Source organism: Maribacter aquimarinus, assembly GCF_047345505.1.
Taxonomy (GTDB): domain Bacteria; phylum Bacteroidota; class Bacteroidia; order Flavobacteriales; family Flavobacteriaceae; genus Maribacter.
Genome location: NZ_JBLFEO010000018.1, coordinates 42,487 through 62,409 on the forward strand (window position 1 = coordinate 42,487; position 19,923 = coordinate 62,409).

16 protein-coding genes are annotated in these 19,923 nt (G+C 50.5%); 7 read left to right on the plus strand and 9 right to left on the minus strand.

What is annotated here, in order from left to right; genetic code table 11:
- Window position 1 precedes the first annotated feature (1 nt).
- From ACKWCC_RS13040 to ACKWCC_RS13050, 3 genes are all read right to left on the minus strand, one after another.
- A complete protein-coding gene (locus ACKWCC_RS13040) occupies window positions 2–1,378 on the minus strand; it encodes an FGGY-family carbohydrate kinase (protein WP_413996386.1) in 1,377 nt (458 codons plus the stop codon).
- A gap of 10 nt (window positions 1,379–1,388) precedes the next feature.
- On the minus strand, window positions 1,389–2,669 hold the full coding sequence (locus tag ACKWCC_RS13045; RefSeq protein ID WP_413996387.1) for a sugar isomerase: 1,281 nt from the start codon (window positions 2,667–2,669) through the stop codon (window positions 1,389–1,391).
- Between the two features lie 75 nt (window positions 2,670–2,744).
- Window positions 2,745–4,844: a bifunctional aldolase/short-chain dehydrogenase gene (locus ACKWCC_RS13050; RefSeq protein WP_413996388.1), complete on the minus strand. Its 2,100-nt coding sequence runs from the start codon at window positions 4,842–4,844 to the stop codon at window positions 2,745–2,747.
- Between the two features lie 172 nt (window positions 4,845–5,016).
- Between ACKWCC_RS13050 and ACKWCC_RS13055 the strand changes: the two genes are divergently transcribed.
- The 4 genes from ACKWCC_RS13055 to ACKWCC_RS13070 all read left to right on the plus strand — a co-directional run bounded on the left by ACKWCC_RS13055 (window position 5,017) and on the right by ACKWCC_RS13070 (window position 11,983).
- Window positions 5,017–6,063 (plus strand): GntR family transcriptional regulator, encoded by a 1,047-nt coding sequence (locus ACKWCC_RS13055; RefSeq protein ID WP_413996389.1) that lies wholly within the window; start codon window positions 5,017–5,019, stop codon window positions 6,061–6,063.
- 464 nt (window positions 6,064–6,527) lie between these two features.
- The gene (locus tag ACKWCC_RS13060; RefSeq protein ID WP_413996390.1) at window positions 6,528–9,632 is read left to right on the plus strand and encodes a SusC/RagA family TonB-linked outer membrane protein; all 3,105 of its coding nucleotides are present in this window, start codon (window positions 6,528–6,530) and stop codon (window positions 9,630–9,632) included.
- A 12-nt stretch (window positions 9,633–9,644) separates the two neighbouring features.
- Window positions 9,645–11,240 carry a RagB/SusD family nutrient uptake outer membrane protein gene (locus tag ACKWCC_RS13065; protein ID WP_413996391.1) on the plus strand — a complete coding sequence of 532 codons (1,596 nt, stop codon included), beginning with the start codon at window positions 9,645–9,647 and terminating at the stop codon, window positions 11,238–11,240.
- Between the two features lie 26 nt (window positions 11,241–11,266).
- Window positions 11,267–11,983, plus strand: coding sequence for a fasciclin domain-containing protein (locus ACKWCC_RS13070; protein WP_413996392.1), 717 nt, complete (start codon window positions 11,267–11,269; stop codon window positions 11,981–11,983).
- 573 nt (window positions 11,984–12,556) lie between these two features.
- Here ACKWCC_RS13070 and ACKWCC_RS13075 read toward each other — a convergent pair.
- The 6 genes from ACKWCC_RS13075 to ACKWCC_RS13100 form a co-directional block, all read right to left on the minus strand.
- The gene (locus ACKWCC_RS13075) at window positions 12,557–13,102 is read right to left on the minus strand and encodes a 1-acyl-sn-glycerol-3-phosphate acyltransferase (RefSeq protein ID WP_413996393.1); all 546 of its coding nucleotides are present in this window, start codon (window positions 13,100–13,102) and stop codon (window positions 12,557–12,559) included.
- A 40-nt stretch (window positions 13,103–13,142) separates the two neighbouring features.
- Entirely contained in the window at window positions 13,143–14,267 is a 1,125-nt protein-coding gene (locus tag ACKWCC_RS13080; protein ID WP_413996394.1) for an iron-containing alcohol dehydrogenase family protein, read from the minus strand.
- 3 nt (window positions 14,268–14,270) lie between these two features.
- Entirely contained in the window at window positions 14,271–14,969 is a 699-nt protein-coding gene (locus ACKWCC_RS13085) for an HAD family hydrolase (protein WP_413996395.1), read from the minus strand.
- Window positions 14,960–15,673, minus strand: coding sequence for a 3-deoxy-manno-octulosonate cytidylyltransferase (gene kdsB, locus ACKWCC_RS13090; RefSeq protein WP_413996443.1), 714 nt, complete (start codon window positions 15,671–15,673; stop codon window positions 14,960–14,962). Before kdsB ends, ACKWCC_RS13085 begins: the two co-directional genes overlap by 10 nt.
- A gap of 20 nt (window positions 15,674–15,693) precedes the next feature.
- On the minus strand, window positions 15,694–16,263 hold the full coding sequence (locus ACKWCC_RS13095) for a DUF4126 domain-containing protein (protein WP_413996396.1): 570 nt from the start codon (window positions 16,261–16,263) through the stop codon (window positions 15,694–15,696).
- Between the two features lie 95 nt (window positions 16,264–16,358).
- On the minus strand, window positions 16,359–17,795 hold the full coding sequence (locus ACKWCC_RS13100) for an ATP-dependent DNA helicase (protein WP_413996397.1): 1,437 nt from the start codon (window positions 17,793–17,795) through the stop codon (window positions 16,359–16,361).
- A 100-nt stretch (window positions 17,796–17,895) separates the two neighbouring features.
- On the opposite strand from ACKWCC_RS13100, the gene ACKWCC_RS13105 reads away from it, so the two are divergent.
- From ACKWCC_RS13105 to ACKWCC_RS13115, 3 genes are read left to right on the plus strand one after another with little or no spacing between them, the layout of a single operon-like run.
- A complete protein-coding gene (locus tag ACKWCC_RS13105) occupies window positions 17,896–18,543 on the plus strand; it encodes a hypothetical protein (RefSeq protein WP_413996398.1) in 648 nt (215 codons plus the stop codon).
- Complete coding sequence (locus ACKWCC_RS13110; RefSeq protein ID WP_413996399.1) at window positions 18,521–19,357, plus strand: DUF3822 family protein; 837 nt, start codon at window positions 18,521–18,523, stop codon at window positions 19,355–19,357. The genes ACKWCC_RS13105 and ACKWCC_RS13110 overlap by 23 nt, the downstream gene beginning before the upstream one ends.
- Window positions 19,357–19,917 carry an RsmD family RNA methyltransferase gene (locus ACKWCC_RS13115; RefSeq protein WP_413996400.1) on the plus strand — a complete coding sequence of 187 codons (561 nt, stop codon included), beginning with the start codon at window positions 19,357–19,359 and terminating at the stop codon, window positions 19,915–19,917. The genes ACKWCC_RS13110 and ACKWCC_RS13115 overlap by 1 nt, the downstream gene beginning before the upstream one ends.
- Window positions 19,918–19,923 lie beyond the last annotated feature (6 nt).

A 19,923-nucleotide genomic window follows, 5' to 3' on the forward strand; every position in this document is an offset into this window, starting at 1 on the left:
CTTACTTTATAATGAACGGCACATGCTTTTTTAAGGAGTAGTTCTTTCTCAGGAACTTGGAGTTCAACTTGGTGTCCGATATCACAAGGGCCGCCCCAAGGGCAGATCCAAGGGCAGAATCCGTTGTTTTCAGCTCCATGTTCCTAAGATAATGGGACACCAAGCTTATGTACACGTCGTTTTCGGTGAAACCGCCATCAATATACAACTTTTCAATGTTGTCATTGCCCGTGGCCATCTTTATGCAAGCGATCTGCAACAATACCAGTTCTATCATTAACTGATGGTAGGCATGCTCCACTTTATTGAGCCTGAGTTGGGTCGTTTTCGGCATCTTGTCGTGGGCCGGAAGGCTCTCCCAAGCAAAACAAGGTTGGTAGTCTTTGATCAGGGCAAAAAAGGTGTCATGATCAAAAAACACCTCTTTATGGAAGTCCTCCGGTACCCCGTAGTGGGCTGCCAAGCGCTTTACCTGCAGGGCATACTCATTGCCCAAGAACATTCTGCTGGCCTTAACGGGTTTTCCGTTTATGCGCATGTAGTTGATGCAATCTGATTGCACCTCCTCTTCCGTGAGCAGGTTTTCCGTGAAGGGGTTCAGCGCAATGCTCCACGTGCCCGTGGACACCAGGATAAATTTTTGTTTTACGCTGCGCACGTAGGGAAGTAGGGCGGCAGAACTGTCATGTATGCCAACACCCACCTTTATGCGCTTGCCATTGTAGTTCATGTTAATGCTGGTTTCCGTGGAAACAATGGGTGGCAGCTTCCCGTCAATGCCCTCTTGGTACACCCACTGGTGATAGTCCCTCTTGGCATAATCCCACAACGCGGTATGGCAGCCAATGCTGGTGTACTCGGATAGCGGTACCCCGGTGAAAACATAACTCAGGTACTGGGGAAGGTGAATGCTGTGTTTTATGGTCTTGAAAAGCTCTGGCTTGGCATGTTTTAACCAATAGAGCTGAAGTCCGGAATTTAGAAACCCCTCATTGGAAGAACCTGTGGCCTTGACAAAAGATGCTGTGGGCCCATATTTTTCATAAAAACCGTCCAAGAGGGCCTGGTCCATGGGCTTGGTGTAGTTGTACAGGGGGGCAAGCACTTTTCCGTTACCGTCCAAATGCACAAAACTGGCCCCGTAGGTAGAAAAATTGATGGCCGTGATATCATAGTCCGCGGAACCCACCATACGCTCAAAAACCTCCTTGAGCCATGATTGCAATGCGTTTAAGTCTTCCGTTGGGTGCCCATCTTCATCCTCAATTAGATCGAAGCTGGTGTATTCCCTGTAAACTTCCTGAAAATCTTGATCGAACAAGAAGAATTTTTTATTGGTCTTACCAATATCAAATATGGCGGTCACCTCCATTTTCATTTCTAAAGGGTTATAGCCCGGATGCCACGGAATGGGCCCCACGTTCCTTGATCAATTGGGTTCTTACATTGAGGTTTCTGTAGGCCTCCAAGGGCTTTATGGCACCGCCCCCGTTCAGGCGGGCCTTTTCCAAAAGAGGCCTCACATCCGTTCGGGAGGCGTTTTGGAGGATCTCTTGGCATCCCGCAACGTCGTGCGCGGCTTGGGCCTGCTCCAGCAGTTTTTGGTCCACCAATAGGGATTTGGCGTAGGCTTCCTGAATGGCCTCCAAGGACTGAATCAAATCTTCCAGGGGATCTTTGATGTTGTGGCTGGCATCTATCATCCAGGCTGGGTAGGGGTTCTGGGCGTTGTGCCGCATTCCGTACACCAAGGCGTTGAAAATCAAAAACAGGGCATAAGGTTTTACGCTGCCCACGGTGAGGTCATCGTCCCCGTATTTGCTGTCGTTGAAGTGGAACCCTCCGAGCTTGCCCTTGAGCATAAGGGTAGATACGATCTGCTCAATATTGGTATTGGGCAGATGATGCCCCAGGTCCACCAGGGTGTAGGCCCTTTCCCCACAGGCGTTGGCCAGCATGAAGGAGGTGCCCCAATCCTGTATCACGGTACTGTAAAAATTGGGTTCGTAGGGTTTGTACTCTATAAAGAGCTTCCAATCTCCCGGCATTTGGCCATAAATTGTCTTTAGGCTGTCTTCCGTGTGTTGCAATGCTGTTTGGAAATTGTGCTGTCCCGGAAAGCTGGAGCCATCTGCCAGCCACACCGTAAGGCTTTTGCTGCCCAGTTTGTCCCCTATCTTTATCACTTCCAAATTATGGGCAATGGCTTGTTCCCGAACCGCCTTGTCAAGGTGGCAAAGGGAACCAAATTTATAGCTGTGTGCGGCATCTGCCTGGTCTTGGAAGGTATTGGAGTTTACGGCATCGAACACAATGCCCTTGGCCTGGGCCCGCTCCTTAATGGCGTTGTAATCACGGGGCACGTCCCACGGGATGTGCAGTGAAATGGCGCCCGCGGTCCGGGTCAATTGATGCAAAAGGCCCACATCATCCATCTTTTGCTCCAAATTACTGGGTTCGCCTTGAAAACCAAAACGGCCAAACCGGGTGCCTCCCGCGCCCAGCGCCCAACTGGGAATGGCCACCTGGAATTCCAGTAGGCGGTCAATTATGGCATTGACATCCTTGCCCTGCTTGGCCAGATGGGCAGTTAAAAAGTCAAAGTGTGATCGGTGCCCATCCAAATGTCCCTTATTGACCTCTGCAATATGTTGTTCCTTGATTTCCATATATGTTCTCCTATTAAAAAAATAAGCTCCTGCGGGCTTGTTGCGCGCAGAAGCCCATAAGAATTTTCCCTAAAATTACCTTACGAAGGCGTTGGCCATGCCCCCGTCCACGTTTATGATGTTGCCGGTGGTCTTGTCCAGCACGCCCACACAGGCAAAAACGCCATTGGCAATGTCTTCCGGGTAAATGATCTCGTTCAAGAGGTTTCTCTTGGCGTAGTGCGCTGGCAGTTCGTCCACGGTGATGCCGTAGGCTTTTGCCCTGCCCTCTGCCCAATCGCCTTCCCAAATCTTGCTGCCAACAATGACCCCGTCGGGGTTTACCACATTGACCCTGATCTTGTCCTTGCCCAGCTCCGCGGCCAATAACCTGGCCATATGCTGTTGCGCCGCCTTTGCCGTGCCGTAGCCCACATTGTTGGGACCGGACACCAGGCCGTTCTTACTGGCTATGCTCACCAAATTGCCCCCAAGGCCCTGGCTGCGCATCACGGCAACGCCCTGTTTGGCAAGCTCGAACTGGCCCTTGACCAGAACGTTCTGCAGCAGGTTCCAATCGGCCTCCGTGGTGTCTTCCAGTGCTTTGGATATGGCCAGCCCTGCGCTGTGCACCACAATGTCCACCCCGCCAAAATCAAGGCAGGCCTTGCGGAAGGCCTCCCCGATGGACGCCATGTCCGTTACATCGCATACCGCGTGGCTGGCCGTGTCCCTGCCGTAGGTTTCAAGGGCTTCGCGCAATCGGTCCTCCGCGATATCGGTGAGCACCACATTGGCGCCCTCGGCGGCCAATTTGTCTGCAATGGCCTTGCCTATGCCACCTCCGGCCCCGGTGACCAGCGCCACTTTTCGCGAGAGGGGTTTTTCCTTTGGCATGCGCTGCAACTTGGCCTCTTCCAGCAACCAGTACTCTATGTCAAAGGCCTCTTGCCTGGGGAGTGAGGTGTACTCGGTGATGGCTTCCGCGCCGCGCATTACGTTTATGGCATTGATGTAGAACTCACTGGCCACCCGGGTGGTCTGTTTGTTCTTGGCAAAGCTGAACATCCCCACCCCGGGGTAGATGATGATCACCGGGTTGGGGTCCCGCATCGCAGGGCTGTTCGCCCGCTTACAGGTCTCATAGTAGTCCTTGTACTCTTGCCGGTACCGCTCAAATGCGGGTCTCAGTTTCTCCAGAACGCCCTGGGTGCTGGAAAGGTCCTCATCCCTGTCCAGGTCCAGTACCAGCGGTTGTATCTTGGTCCTGAGAAAATGGTCCGGGCATGAGGTGCCCATCGGGGCCAGACGCTCCAGGTCCCTGCTGTTTATGTACTCCATGACCACATCACTGTCCGTGAAGTGCCCGATCATTGGCTTTTCCGAGGAACACAGCCCTCGGAGCAGGGGCATGAGCTGCGCCGCTTTCCGGGAGCGCTCCGCTGCCGGCAGGGAGGTAACCTTGGCTCCGCCAAAGACGTTTCCCTTTTCAGCGATTTTCTTTGCAATGTGCTCCGAGGCCATTTCAATGACCTCCAAGCTGTTGAGATAGCACTCATGGGAAGTGTCGCCCCAGGTGAACAGGCCATGGCTGCCCAATACAATGCCCCGTATGCCGGGGTTGTCGTTGAGGCATTTCTCCAGCTGTAGCCCAAGGTCGAACCCGGGCCGCTGCCAGGGCACCCATCCCATGGTGTCTCCCCAGATCTCCTTGGTGACCTTTTCGCTGTCCTTTGCCGCGGCCACCGCGATCAGGGCATCCGGGTGCAGATGATCAATGTGCTTAAAGGGCAGGAGTCCGTGCAAAGGGGTGTCTATGGAAGGGGCCCGGCTGTCCAGGTCATAGATGCAATGGTTAAAAAGGCCCACCATCCTGTCCTCATCATCCAGGCCGCCGTACACGTTCTTGAGGTTTCGGAGCCTGTCCGTGTAGAGCCCGGCAATGCCGGCGCGGTCCAGGGTACCGATATCGCCCCCCGACCCTTTTATCCACATCACCTCTACCTCCTCATTGGTCAAGGGATCTTTCTCAAGGGTCTTGCAACTGGTGTTGCCGCCCCCGTAATTGGTAATGCGCAGATCCGCCCCCAATATGTTGGAGCGGTACAAAAACAATTCAACTTGATCATTGCCCAACTTCTGGGCCACTGCCTCGTCCCAGAGGTAGTCAACATATTTATAGGTTTTGACCTGCATGCTTTTTAAATTTAATATCTTGCCAACGAAAATAGAGTCCGATCATAGAGCAGGCATCCTGTACTATGCTGTGATGCATGGCTTGGCAGGCCTACCAAAAATAGTGCTTGGGCCCTTCACAGCAGCACTGGAACCTCTAAAAAAAAAAGATTTTATTTTAAATCCAAGTACATTGAAAGCACTAGACAATATTGAGATAGACAATAATTCCAGAATCCCAAAATACAAACAGGTGATGGATTCCATTTTGAAGAACATTCATGATGGCACACTGCCCTTGGGCGAAAAAATACCTTCCATAAACAAATTGAGCGAAGAACACCTTTTGTCCCGGGACACTGTTGAAAAGGCCTACAGTCTGCTCAAGAAACAGAACATCATAGAATCCGTAAAGGGAAAAGGGTACTACATTGCCAAAACAGACCTGTCCATAAAGACCAATGTCCTTTTTCTGATCAATAAACTGAGTACTTACAAGATGCGCATTTTCAACGCCTTTGTAAATACTTTGGGCGCCAATGCCCATGTGGACCTGGACATTTACCACTGTGAGCCCTTGCTTTTTAGCAGAATATTGCAAAAAAAGAGAAAACAGTACGATCAGTTTGTGATCATGCCCCATTTCAAGGATGAGAACATGCAACATATGGGGTGCACGGACGAAATTCTAAAGGCCATCTTGAACATTCCCAGTGAAAAGCTCATTGTACTGGATAGGAACCTGCGGAGCCTATCGACCAAAACAGGGCGCGTTTACCAAGATTTTACCCAAGATATTTACGATGCCCTGACGTTGGGCTTTGACAAGCTCGCCAAATACAGCAAGATTGTCCTAGTGTACCCCAATAGGGCCGTTTACCCCTATCCAAAGGGCATTGTCACGGGCTTTAAACGCTTCTGCATTCACCATGACCTGGACTATGAGATACTGGATGAGATCTATGAAGGCATGGAACTGCAATCCAAAGATCTGTACATCATCATAGAGGAATCCGATCTGGTTAACCTTTTAAAGCAGGTCAGGGACAAAGACTACCAACTGGGCAAGGATGTTGGCGTCATCTCTTACAACGACACGCCCTTGAAGGAACTATTGGGTGTCACGGTCATAAGCACCAATTTCAAGAAAATGGGTGAAGACGCCGCCAAGATGATCATTGACAACAACAGAAGGGAAATAAAGAACGAGTTTAATTTCATTGATCGTTTCTCTATGTGACAGCACGTGGCGTTCCTTTCTTCCTTCCCTTGTCCATGGCACGGACCACCTAAAAAGTCCACATGATTCTTTATGTAAGGTGATGCCGTGGCCCCTTGCTGAAAGGGTATGGCCAGGTATTGGCCCATCCGTTCCCGTCTTTTTCCACAATGGTTTCCACAATTTGGAGTTTCAAGGAACAAATGGCATGATTTCCCAAGAACAAAAACCGTGCATCCCAGCCAACAAGGATGCTAAGCCACCCCAGAGCACATTGGAAAAACTACCAGAAAAACGCCCTCACCCCTTGATTTTACGGCCTATTCTTGGCACCCCACAGAACAGTACAGGATGCCACTACTTTAACAAGTCCTTAATATTGGGGTAAAATTGAGGATAGATAAGTTCCCATAAGTGCTCTGCAGAACGTATCCATTTTTGTTTTCAATTACCGAAAATCAAATTAACTAAATTCAAACTAACAAATGAAAAAAGAAGGTAACAAGCGATTGTATATCTCCTCTTTTTGTGCATTTGCCGCAATGGCCCTTTTCTTCATGGGGACGCATACGGCTCTGGCACAGACGCAGGCGGTATCGGGAACGGTGACCGACACCAATGGTGAACCCATTCCAGGGGCCAATGTGGTCCAAAAAGGAACTAACAACGGCACCTCTACGGATTTCGATGGCAACTATGCCATAACCATGCAGCCTGGCTCCCAGGTACTGATGTTCTCCTACATTGGTTTTAACACCCAAGAGGTCACGGTAACTTCCCCGAACATAAACATTGTTCTGGAAGAGGACACCCAAAATCTCGATGAGGTGGTGGTGATCGGTTACGCCCAAGTGGCGCGTGAAAAAGTACTGGGTGCCCTATCTTCCGTAAAGGAAGAGGAAATTGCACAGGTAACGCCCACCAATGCCTTTGAAGGCGTACAGGGCCGTTTGGCGGGGGTGCAGATCGCCACCAACGGTGGCCCGGGTGCAGGCTTTGATATCCGCGTTCGCGGTACCAGTACCTTCAGTGCGGGCGGCACGGGCCCACTATATGTTGTGGATGGCCAGCAATTGGACAATATTGACAATATTGACCCCAATGACATTGCTTCCCTGGAAGTGCTCAAAGATGGAGCCACCACTGCGATCTATGGTACCCGTGGGGCCAATGGGGTGGTGCTCATCACCACAAAATCTGGCCGGGCCGGGGATGTGACCGTGGATGTAAATGTGGTCACCGGTGTAAACTCCCTTAACGGAGCCATTCCCGTGGCCAATACCAGACAGCGCCTGTTCTACGAAGATGTGCGCCGGAACGATGCCCAGCGCCAAAACCCAACCGGTAATGACAGGGACTCGCTGAACCTACTGCTAAGAAATTCCTTTGACCTGCAGGACCTGGTGACCAGGGCAGGCTTCAGAAACCAAGTGAACGTGGCCGTGAGCGCTGGCAGCGACAAGGTAAGAACCTATTGGAACACTGGCTTTCTCAATGAGGAAGGCATTGTGGTGAACAGCAACTTTAGACGTATTAACACTCGTTTTAAGCTAGATTTCAGTCCCAGTAAAAAACTGGCCATCAGCTCCAGTTTCAACGCATCGTTTGAGGAGTTCAGCGGGCTTAGCGAAAACCAGGTGTTCCAACAATTGGTGGAACGTATTGCCTACTTCCCCATCTTTGAGCCCAATGGGGATTTTACCCCGGAAATTGCGGGAAGGCAGAACCCAGTGGCCGAAGCAAGATTGCGGCAGTTGAAATTGAGGACATGGCGTGGCCAGAGTTTCAATTCCATCCAATATAAAATTACCCCTTCCTTCTCCATAAAATCCACCCTGGGCATCAATTTTAGGCTAAGGAGAAACAACGACTTCCAGCCCCTGTTGGTACTTAACCCCAGAAACACAAATCCGTTGGCCAGTTTAAGGGATCGGATAGACTATGACATACAACAGGAAAACTTTGTCAATTACAACAAGGACTTTGGCAAGCACAGCGTTGCCGGTTTTGCGGGGATGCAGATCTTGAAAAGGTACCAAGAAGAATTTGGCATCAGCAACGCCCTTTTTGTCTCCGAGGACATCAGGACGTTCAACAACGTTGATCCAGAAGGTTTGGCCATAAACAACGGGCAGACCTTTAACACCCGCAGCAATCTGTTTTCGCTCTTTGCCGGTTTTAACTACGACTATGACAACAAGTACCTCTTTAGCGCCACACTGCGGCGCGACGGTTCTTCCAGATTTGGAGAGGACCGTGAATTTGGCTACTTCCCCTCAGGTTCCATAGGTTGGCGAATTAGCAACGAGTCTTTCTTGAAGGACAGCGGTAAGATCAACAACCTGCTCCTCAGGGCCAGTTACGGTGAAACAGGAAACGATAGGATCGGTGACTACGAATTCACCTCTGCCCTTGAGCCCGGTGCGGTGTATGACGGTATCAGTGGTGTGGCCCCAACCCGATTGGGAAACCCGCAGCTTAGCTGGGAAAGTACGGTAGCCACCAACGTGGGGCTTGACCTGGGCATGTTCAGAAACAGGTTGGTCTTTAATTTCGACGTTTGGAGGAAAGACACCGAAGACCTTTTGGCCAGTGTGCCCTTACCAGAGGAATCCGGTTTTGGCGGTATCAGACAAAATGTGGGCGCTGTTAGGAACCAGGGAATTGATATCAACATTGGTGGCACCTTGATCCGATCCAAGGATTTTAGCTGGAACTCCAATTTTAACATCAGCTTCCAAGAAAACGAAGTTACCCGTTTGTTTGGCGGCACACCGTTCCTTTCCGGCAATTATCGGATTGAAGAAGGAGAGCCCATTGGGAACATCTTCGGGTTCAAAAACCTGGGCGTCTTCCAATATGACGAATCAAATGCCTTTACGGACGAAGGGGTGCAGTTGACCCCCAACTTTGACGGCAGCGGTAATTTTACCAACTACACCTTGAACGGTGCGGAATTTACCGGAAACGTGAACCAGATCAGAAATGACGGCCGTATTGCCGAGGGCGGTGATATTATCTGGGACGATGTGGATGGCGATTTTGTCATTACCAACGAAGATCGCCAAACCATAGGCAATGGTCTTCCAAAGTCCTTTGGTGGTTTCTCCAATGATTTTAAGTACAAGGACCTTAGCCTTAGTTTCTTGTTCGATTTTACTTTGGGCAACGACACTTGGAGGCGTTGGGACGAACTAAGGAACGATTTAAACTCATCCAACGAGACCCCAGGCCCAGATCGTATCGAGGGGGCATGGCTAAACCAAGGTGATGTTACCGTTTATCCCAGACTCAATAGGGTTCCGCAGAACAGGGATCGGCCCAACAGTTTCTTTGTCACCGACGGGGGCTTCATAAGACTGCGGTTTGTAAGATTGGGGTACGACCTGCCCAAATCCGCACTGGACAAAGTTGGGTTCTTAAAGCAGTGTTCCTTCTTTGTCTCAGGAAACAATTTCTTAACTTGGACCAACTACCCTGGGTACAACCCAGAGCTGGGCACAAGGGGCAATCCACTTCAACCCGGTTTGGATAATCTCAGGTTCCCCAACGACCGTGAAGTCATTTTTGGCCTTAACATGAAATTTTAAAACTAAACAACGATGAAAACAATAAAAAAATACATCTATACCCTGCTGCCCCTCTTGGCACTGGTGGGCGGGGTGACCTCTTGTGAAGAGTTGGTTGACGAGTCGCCCATAAGCGAAATAGATCCCAGCAATTTCTTTAGAAGCAACGGGGATGCACAGGCCGCCGTCATTGGAATGTACGATGCCATGCAGCCTGCCATGCGGCTTAAACACTATTATTGGGGCGAGTTCCGGGCAGACAGTTACGTAAATGGCAATCCCAGTGCCAATGCCAACAATATTGAACTCACCATCAATAACATCACTTCTGGTAACCAGAACGTGCTGCGGTGGAACGATTTCTACGACATGATCAATAGGGCCAATCTGGTCATTGCAAACGTGCCCAACATAAGCGGTTTTGACCCCAACCTCTTGGCAGAGGCACAGGCCATGAGGGCGTATGCCTACTTTCAGGCCGTACGGGTCTGGGGCAGTGTGCCACTCTTTACGGAGCCCGTTGTAGAGGCAAGTCCGGACCTGCAAAGGCCCCGAACGGATGCAAATACCATCATGAACGAGGTCATTTTGCCGGACATGCTTGCCGCGGAGGAAAACATGCAGGTAAGGGCCCGGCCCTACCGCTTTTCCCTGACCAGTATCTGGGCGCTCCAAGCAGACGTGTACGGGTTTTTGGGAGACTACGAAAAGGCGCGTGAGGCCTTGAACAAAATTGTAAGCAGCAATCAATTTAGCCTTACCACAACGGCCAGGGACTGGCAGAACCTCTTTCTGAACGACAATGCAGACCCCTTTGACCCGGACTCCCAAAGTACGGGCCCCTTGAAAATTCAGGAAGGCCCTGAACTCATTATGTCCATTGGCTTCAGCTTAAATGAAACGGCAGGTGCAGGAAGTAGGAACAGGGCAGGAATCTTTAACCTGTTTTTTGCCGGGCTCCCCTCCTACAACTTTTCTCCTTTGTTGGAAGCCAAATGGCGCGAAAAATTCCCCATTGATTCCTTGGGCTGGGTCACCAAATACCCCGATACCGATCCCGTCCTTACCCAGGTGGTAAATTTCGTGGACGAAAACGGGGACCCCCAAGATTCCTTAGCACCGGTGTACGGGGACTACAGGTACTACCTAAGCCGTGAAGGCGGCATAAACCTTGCCGGGGCGGAAATAGGACAGGCGCGTTTGGCCAAGTACAACAAGACCAACTACAACCAAAGTTTGGATGACAGTGATATGGTGCTCTACCGCTATGCCCACATTGTACTCTACTTGGCCGAAGTGGAAAACCGTTTGGGCAATGATGCCGAAGCATTGAACATACTCAATGAATTTAGGTCGGCCAGACAATTGCCCCCGGTCACGGCAGAAGAGTTCGGTGCCACGATGGACGAGCGCGAACTGTTCATTTTGGATGAACGCCAATTGGAGCTCCTTGGTGAGGCACAACGCTGGTGGGACCTTAGGAGAACCAACAGGGCATTGGAAATCATGAACCCCATTTTAGACACCTTGGATGGTGGCGTTAGACTTACGGACGAGAGATTGCTCTTCCCCATATTCGACGAGCATATCATAGAAAACCCATTATTGGAACAAACACCAGGGTACTAAAATTTTCATCCTTTAAAATGTATATAATGAAAAAAATAAATCACTTAAAGATGCTTGCCATCTGCAGTTTGGCCCTATTATTGGCAAACTGCGACATTCCTTTGCAAGAGCGCTTTGTATTTGAGCCCGATGTTGATCTTACCGATCCTTTTGAGAATCTGACCGCTTGGGAGTTTTTTAATTCCGAGGCCGCCACCCGATTGAACGAAGAGGGAGAACTTATAGGCGACAATTTCAATTATATGGCCGCGGCAGTGGAAGCGGCAGGCTTGGTGGATCTGTACAATGGAAGCAACGACGGGCGCACCTTTCTAATGTTGAACAACAATGCCTTTACGGGCAGCAATGACGTCATTGACCTCATTACCGGAAGCGAAGAAGTTGCGGAAGGGGAAACCCCGGAAGAGGTCATGGCCAGGGCAGATATGGACGTTTTGAGGTTAATTCTGCAATACCATATCATTGACACTTACATAACACAAAACGACCCTTTGGTGGAGTTTGATGTGAATTATGAGTTCCAGACCCTGATTCCTGGTGAAGCCGGCCGTATTGTTCTAAGACGGGACAACAGACTCCGGATAGAGATCAACAGAAATCCCGCGCCCACCTTGCCGAGCACGGCCACCGGGGGCGGCAACAACGAACGGGTCCGGAACTATAACTACGTATTCAGCAACGGCATAGGGCACAGTTTGAACGATCCTGTGCGAAACCAGCCCTACCCAGCCCCCAATCCCTGAGAATGATTTTTAGTTGAGTTAGTTTTTCAGTTTGTTAGATTTCCTCCGTGAACTCCCTTTCTTGTTCACGGAGGATTTTTTTGTGCCAATGGAAAAACCTCACGTTAAGATACATTGGCAGCCCCAAAAGAGGTGAAAATGGCGGGTACGCCCCTTTTCCGCTTGCTTTGGAAAAACCTCAACCTTGTTTTGACCCAAAATATGCTTAGGAAAAACTTTTACAGCTCGTGGCTCCTGCGAAAACTACCGCTGCGTTACTTTTTTACGATGTAACCATAGCGGTGCCGTACAAAAATCGATGCACCCCGGTATGCATTGTGTCCGGAAGCTTTATAACGAAGTTGCAATACATGATTTGGGTTTAAAGGACCAAATCTCCGTGAAGAACCATAGCCAATGGGGATGATAGCGTGCCACAACCTACCTTTATGGAATTCCCTTTCCATTGCACCCAAACGCTGGGTAAACACAGGGGATCCAAGCCGGGGCAAGAACGTGTGGGGCCATCCCGTGGGCCGGGGAACAAAAGGGCAACGATAAGGAACCCGCATCCCAGCCCACAGGGAGTATGCCCTAGCTGGCCTTGGGCATCCTCACCTTGCCCTGCACTCCTTCAAAAAAAGCTTCATACCGTGCAAAGTCCGCAGCTATGTCTTCCGTGGGGTTTTGTGGCTCGGACACCTTGATCTCCTTCTTTCCAAAATCAAAGGCGATCAGCACAATGGGCACTTGGGCCGTCTTGGCAATGTAGTAGAACCCGGTCTTCCATCGCTCCACTTTTTTGCGCGTGCCCTCGGGGGCTATGGTGAGCCGGAACTTCTCCCGTTGTTTAAAGACCTTGGCCGTGGCGCCCACGGTATCGCTGCTCTTGCTCCGGTCAATGGGGGCACCGCCCATCCACCTAAAAAACCACCCAAAGGGGGAATCAAAAAGGCTCTTTTTGCCCACGTAGTTGATTTCCTCGTTCCATACCTTCCGTATGAGGAGTCCCAACAAAAAATCCCACCAACTGGTGTGGGGCACCACAATGATCACAAACTTTTTTAAATGTGACGGAAACTCACCATTTACGCGCCAGCCCATAACTTTGAAATAGATGAATTTTGCCAATCTTTGCATCACGGAGCTTTTGGATAATGTACCGTTTGGGGGCGTACGCCTAAATTTTTTGGTAAATGGCCCGGATTTCCTCCGGCCCTATTTTGGAGCGCCATTTGGGACCCAGGGCGTTTTCCCACAAGGGCGTCATGCCCATGGCCACCTGGATCATCGTATCCATTTCCTGGTCATTGAGGTGGGCACAGACGTTTTGTGGAAATTGAATGCCGTGCTTTTCCACCATCTGCTCAAAAAGGGCCACCCCTTCCGGATAAAATTGGGCCAAATGCCTAAATACGAGACAATTTCCCAAACCGTGGCGCACGCCCAGCAAGAAACCCAGTCCGTAGCTCAGGGCATGGGCCACGCCCACTTGGGAATAGGCAATGCTCATACCCCCGTGCCAAGAGGCCATCATTAACTTATCCCGCTTTTGATCTGGCGAACCATCGTGCATGAACACTTCCGTGCAAAGCTCAAGGGCCTTTTCCCCATAGCTTTGGCTAAAGGCATTTAAAAAGGTACCGTTGAGCGATTCCACACAATGGATGTAGCAGTCCATTCCGGTAAAGAACCACTGGTCCTTGGGCACGCCCCGGGTAAGTTCTGGATCCAGCACCACTTGATCAAAAGGGGTAAAATCCGAGTTAATGCCCAATTTCCGTTCCGGCCCCATGAGCACGGTGGTCCTGGACACCTCGGCCCCGGTACCACTTATCGTGGGTATGCCCACGTGATACACGGCCTTTTTGTGCACCAAGTCCCATCCCTGGTACTTGGCGGCACTACCGGCATTGTTGAGCATAATGGCCACGGCCTTGGCAAGATCCAACAAGGTGCCGCCCCCAATGCCCACAATGCCGGCGGGCGCTTCGGAAAACACCTCCCCGATATGGTGCACAAGGGCATCTACCTGCTCGGTGGTGGGCTCCTCCAGGGCGGAAATAAAAATAATGCGATCGCAAAAAATGCTGGGTATGCGCTGCACCAGGGGCGTTCCCTCAAATACATCGTCCACAAGAAAGATCACGGGAGCCTCGGAATGCCTTCGCTGCGGCAGCAGAATATCTCCAAGCTGATCAAAACTGCCGTGCCCAAAGACCACCCTGGGCACCATGGGAAAATTACGATATTCTTGCGAGGTTCCGTTCATCTGCTTCACTGCCTTTTCTTTTTTCAACTCCATGACTCATAAGTATTTCAACACGTCCCGCAAGGAGTTCATTGTGGCGTACCCGTTCAGGTCCTTGGGTGGGTCTGCCATTTCATGCTGCCAAGTGGTATGGAAGGGAACGTGCACAGCCCTGGCACCGAGGTTCACAATGGGCAGCACGTCTGACTTCAAGGAATTTCCGATCATTAAAAACTCCGATACATCAATGTTCAAGTGGGCCAAGAGGGCGGCATAGTTCTTCTCCTTTTTATCGCTGAGCACCTCCACATGGTGAAAGTAATCGGACAAGCCGGACTGCTCCAACTTGCGTTCTTGATCCAACAGGTCCCCTTTGGTGAGCACAATTAGGCGGTAGCGGCCCTGCAGTTCTTGCAACACTTCCTCCACCCCGTCCAAAAGCTCCACGGGACGCCGTATCATCTCTTTTCCAAGATGCAAGATCTTGGCAAGGGTTGCCTGGGAAACACGGTTATTGGAAAGGTCAAGGGCAGATTCCATCATGGAGAGCATGAAGCCCTTTACGCCGTACCCATAGATGTCCAAATTCTTCATTTCCATTTTAAAGAGCTCTTGGTCTATTTTGTTCTTTGTCTCAAAACCTTCCAACATCCCGGCGAACTCCTCCTCGGCCTCCCTGAAATAGGTTTCGTTTACCCAGAGGGTATCATCCGCATCAAAGGCCACTACCTTAATGTTGCCAAAGTTCATTTCCATGCGGCCTGTGCTCTTTTCAAGTCTTCCGGGGTATCTATTTCTATGCCCTGCACCTGGGTCTCCACCATTTTGATCTTCTTTCCGTATTCCAGGTACCGTATGGCCTCTATTTTTTCCGTGGCCTCCAGGGACCGCATGGGCAGGCGCTGAAAATCCATCAGGGCACTTTTCCTAAAGGCGTAGATACCCTTGTGCTTGTAAAAGACCGTACCGGGCACCTTGGCCCTGGTGTAGGGAATGGGAGAACGCGAGAAATACAGGGCAAAGTTGCGGTGGTCCACAATGACCTTGACGGTGTTGGGATCCCGGATCTCGTCTTCATCGGTAATTTTCACCATTAGCGAAGCCAGATCTATTTCCCGGGCTTCATCATCTTCAAAGACCTGCAGTACGGCGGCAAGGCTGTCCCTGTCGGTAAAGGGCTCGTCTCCCTGGACGTTCACGATGATGTCCACCGCCATTGGGGCCACGGCCTCGGCAATGCGGTCACTGCCACATTCGTGTTCCTTTGTGCTCATGATCGCTTGGCCACCGGCCTGGGTCACCGCATTGTAGATGATGTCATGGTCCGTGACCACGAACACTTCCCGAAACAGACCGGTGTTCTTGGCCGCCTCATAAGTGCGCACAATGACGGGTTTGCCATGGAGGTCTTGCATGAGTTTGGCCGGAAATCTGGATGCCGCGTAACGGGCGGGTATCATGGCTATGGTATTCACTATCCTTATCTTTTTGTTTTGGGTCGCATGCGCCTGTATATGCTGAAAATGACCGCTAAAATAATGATCACCAGGACAGCTCCCAGGATGGGGGCAAAAATGGAGGCCGTGCTCACCACTAGGGCGGTGCCGGTCTCCACCGTGGCCACAACGGGGTTGGCCAATCCACCCGTGGTGGCGGTGGAAGCGAGCCTTCCCGTGGCCCCCGCACCCTTTATGGCGGTTGCCGTGCCACCGCCGGCTATGATGGCCAGGGACCACGTTACCACGGGATCCAGATCGGCCACGGTACTTACCATGACCGCGGTGCCGGCAACGGCGGCCAAGGGTACGGCAATGGAATCCAGAAGGTTGTCCAGCCAGGGAATGAAATAGGCAAAGATCTCCACAAAGGTGGCCACGCCCAAGGTGATCACCGCGGCCAGACTACCGATCCACTGCCAACTCCCATTGAGCTCCCAAACCCCCATATAGGACGCAAGGCTCAGGGCAAAGAGGGGCAGAAATACACGGAAGCCCACAGAGGCGGCCAGACCCACGCCCAAAAAAATACTGATAATGGTCTCTGATGTCATTCCCTAAGGTTTATTTTGTTCAGGTCGGTCCAAAAATAAGGGAATATGTGCCAATGTGCACTCCTTTTTTGGGCCATGTTCCAAAAAAGCCATTTTTACGGATCCGTAAAAAAAGAGTCCTTGAAACCAATAAGGTACAATTTTTTCTTGGCCCGGGTAAGGGCGGTATAGAGCCACCTAAGATATTCCCTGTCCGGGCCGTTGGGCAGGTAGGGCTGCTCCACAAAAACAGTGTCCCATTGCCCCCCTTGTGATTTATGGCAGGTAATGGCATAGGAAAACTTTACCTGTAGCGCATTAAAATACCTGTTGTTCTTTACCCCCAAAAATTTCTTGTACTTGGAGCTTTCATGGGCATAGTCCTTCATGACCTCTTGATAGAGCTTGTTCCCGTCTTCGTAGGACAGTGAGGCAGATTCCGCAGCAATGGTATCCAAGAGCAAAACGGTCTCAAAGGGCTCCATCTTGGGGTAGTCCACCATCTGTACCTTTACCTCGGCAAACGTAAAGCCGTACAGTTCCTTGAAGTTGAAGATCTCCAATACCTCAATGATGTCCCCATTGGCAATGAAGCCGGCCTCGGAACTGGGCTTTATCCAAAAGTAATTGTTCTTTACCACCATCATGAAATCCCCCACGGCCAGCTCGTTCTCCAGGAAAAGAATGCGTTCCCTGATATTAAGGTTGTAAAGATTGGCCCGTTTGTTGGAACGGACAATGAAGGCGGTCTCCTCCTTGCCGTGCTCGGAGTAGGCCGTGTCAATGGCCTCCTGTATCTCGTGGCCGTCCGTGAGCCTCACCATATCGGTGAAACCGTCCAGCTGAAATTTAAATGCTTCAAAAAAACTGCCCTGCAACTGTTCGCGGAGCAGGGTGGCGTTCACCAAGATACCTGAATCCTGCGCCTGTCTCACCACCTCGTCCATTTCAAGGCACACCACCTCCTTGTTGTACTGCAGTGCCAATTTGTTGGCATCCAGCGCAGGGCTCAAAGTCAAGTGCACGGGAGGCAGCTGGGCCGTATCTCCAATGAGCATCAATTTGCAGTTGTGGCCAGAGTACACGAACATCATCAAATCGTCCAAAAGGGAACCATTCTCGAACAGCTTGGAGTCTGTCGGGGCATCTGGGATCATGGAGGCCTCGTCCACCACAAACAGGGTGTCCCTGTGCTTGTTGGGCGCCAGCACAAACTGAATGCCTCCGCCACGCTGCTTTTTGGGGAAATAAATCTTTCGGTGTATGGTAAAGGCTTGGGTCTTGCTGTAGTTCCCCATGACCTTGGCGGCCCTCCCGGTGGGGGCCATGAGCACCGCCTTGGTGCGTATGTTCCAGAGGGAATGCACCAAGGTGCCCACCAATGTGGTCTTGCCCGTGCCGGCAAAGCCCTTCAACAAAAAAACACCTTCCTTGTCCGGGCTCAGGGCAAAGGCCGCCAACTGCTGCATCGCAGCTTCCTGTTTCAACGTGGGCGTGTGGGGAAACTTGTCCAGGAGCGTACGAAAAAATTGTTGGGGCGTGGGTGCTTTCATGTACCTCCAAAGATAAAGCCCTTTTTTTGGCCAAAAACTTTTACGATTAAAAAAAAATTGTAGATTTGTGAGCACCGCTAAATTTAAACACACTTACAAAATGAAGACCATCATACAAATTGTACTTTGGATCGCTTGCATTGTTTTGGGATATCTCATCTACGATTCCGTAACCGGGCCCATTGAGTTTAAAAAGGTAAAACAGGAGCGTTTTCAAAAAGTGGTCTCCAAATTGAAGGACATCCGAAATGCCCAAGAAGCCTATAAGACCGTGAACGGCAAGTACGCCAATGATTTTAACAGCCTGGTAAAATTTGTGGACACCGGCAAGTACGTCATCACCCAACAACGGGATTCCTCTTTTATGCAGTTCGATGAAACCTACCAGATAGACATGCTACAGGAGGTCAAGATCATTGATACCCTCGGATTTGTGTCCGTCAGGGATTCCCTCTTTAAAAACGATACCCGCTACAAGAGTTTGATGGATGTGCCCGGTGCGCCCGGCGAAACCTTTGAAATGAAGGCCGATTTCGTTGAGAAAAGTGGTTACAGGGCTCCCGTTTTCGAGGTAAAGGTGGCCAAGGAAAAAATATTGACCGACCAACCCGCCGACCTTGTGGCCAGGGAAAATGCCCAAATCAGCGTGGAAGAGGTCAATGGCAAATATATCAAGGTAGGGTCTTTGGAGAATGTGAGCACCAGTGGTAATTGGCCACCGATATATGACAAGAAAAAAGTTAACTGAACAACCCGGACTGACGGACAAGAACTTTAAGAAACTGTCCATTCAAGTGAGCTTGGATGGACTTTCTTTTTGTGTGGCCGATCGTGTGGACCATACCCTTTTGCTGGCGGACAGCACCACTTTTGGGCAGGAACACAACCCCGTGACCCTCTTGAGGGAGACCAAAAAACTCTTTGAAGCCCACGGGCTGGCCCACCAAGATTTTGAGGAAGTGGTGCTGGTGCACCAAAACACCCTTTTTGGACTGGTCCCCAAAGCACTTTTTGACCCCGACCATTTAACCGGCTATCTTGCCCTGAACACAAAGGTGCTCTCCAATGATGTTTTGGCCTTTGATGAGATAAAGAACCAGGAGATGATCAATGTCTATGTTCCCTATATGAACATAAACAACTATCTCTACGAACAGTTTGGTACCTTTACCTACATGCACTGCGGCACCGTCCTGGTGCAGGCAATTCTACAAAACCACGGAGCGCACCAACAGCCGGCATGTTATGTGCACGTGGGCAAAAGACAAATGGATGTCTTGGTGGTGAAACAGAAACGATTACTGCTCTACAACAGCTTTAAATGGAACACCCCGGAAGAATTCACCTACTACCTGCTCTTTGTCCTGGAACAGCTGGAACTGGACACGGAAACCACCGCAACCCATCTCTTTGGCGCCGTTTCCAAGGACAATGATGCATTTCTCATGTGCCACACCTACATCAGGGACGTTCAGGTATTTGAGCCCAAGGTTCCGGACCACATTGTTTTGGGGAGCACGCCGGCCAAATCATTGGACTTTGCCGTTTTAAACACACTTTAATGCGCATCATCTCTGGAAAATTCAAGGGAAGGAGGCTCACGGCCCCAAAACACCTACCGGTACGCCCCACCAAGGACATGGCAAAAGAAGGACTATTCAATATCCTGAACCACCAGGTCTATTTTCCTGACATAAGCGTATTGGACCTCTTTGCCGGTACCGGAAACATCAGTTTTGAATTTGTGTCCAGAGGGGTACGGGACGTTACGGCGGTAGATTCCCACAAAGGGTGCATACGGTTTATGGTAAAGGTGTCCACGGATTTGGAGATGGGCCTCAAGACCATGACCATGGACGTGTTCCACTTTTTGGGACAGCACCACAAAGCCCACGACATCATTTTTGCCGATCCCTTCTACGATATGGCACCCCAATTGTTTGAAAAATTGGTAGCGGAGGTGTTTGCCAATAAACTGCTGTTGCCCCAAGGCATGTTGATCGTGGAGCACCCCAAGGAACTATCCCTGAACCACCTGCATCATTTTGAACACGAGCGCAAATATGGGGGCAGTGTTTTCAGTTTTTTCAGGCAACCACAAAAAGAAGCTGGAACGCTTTAAAACCCA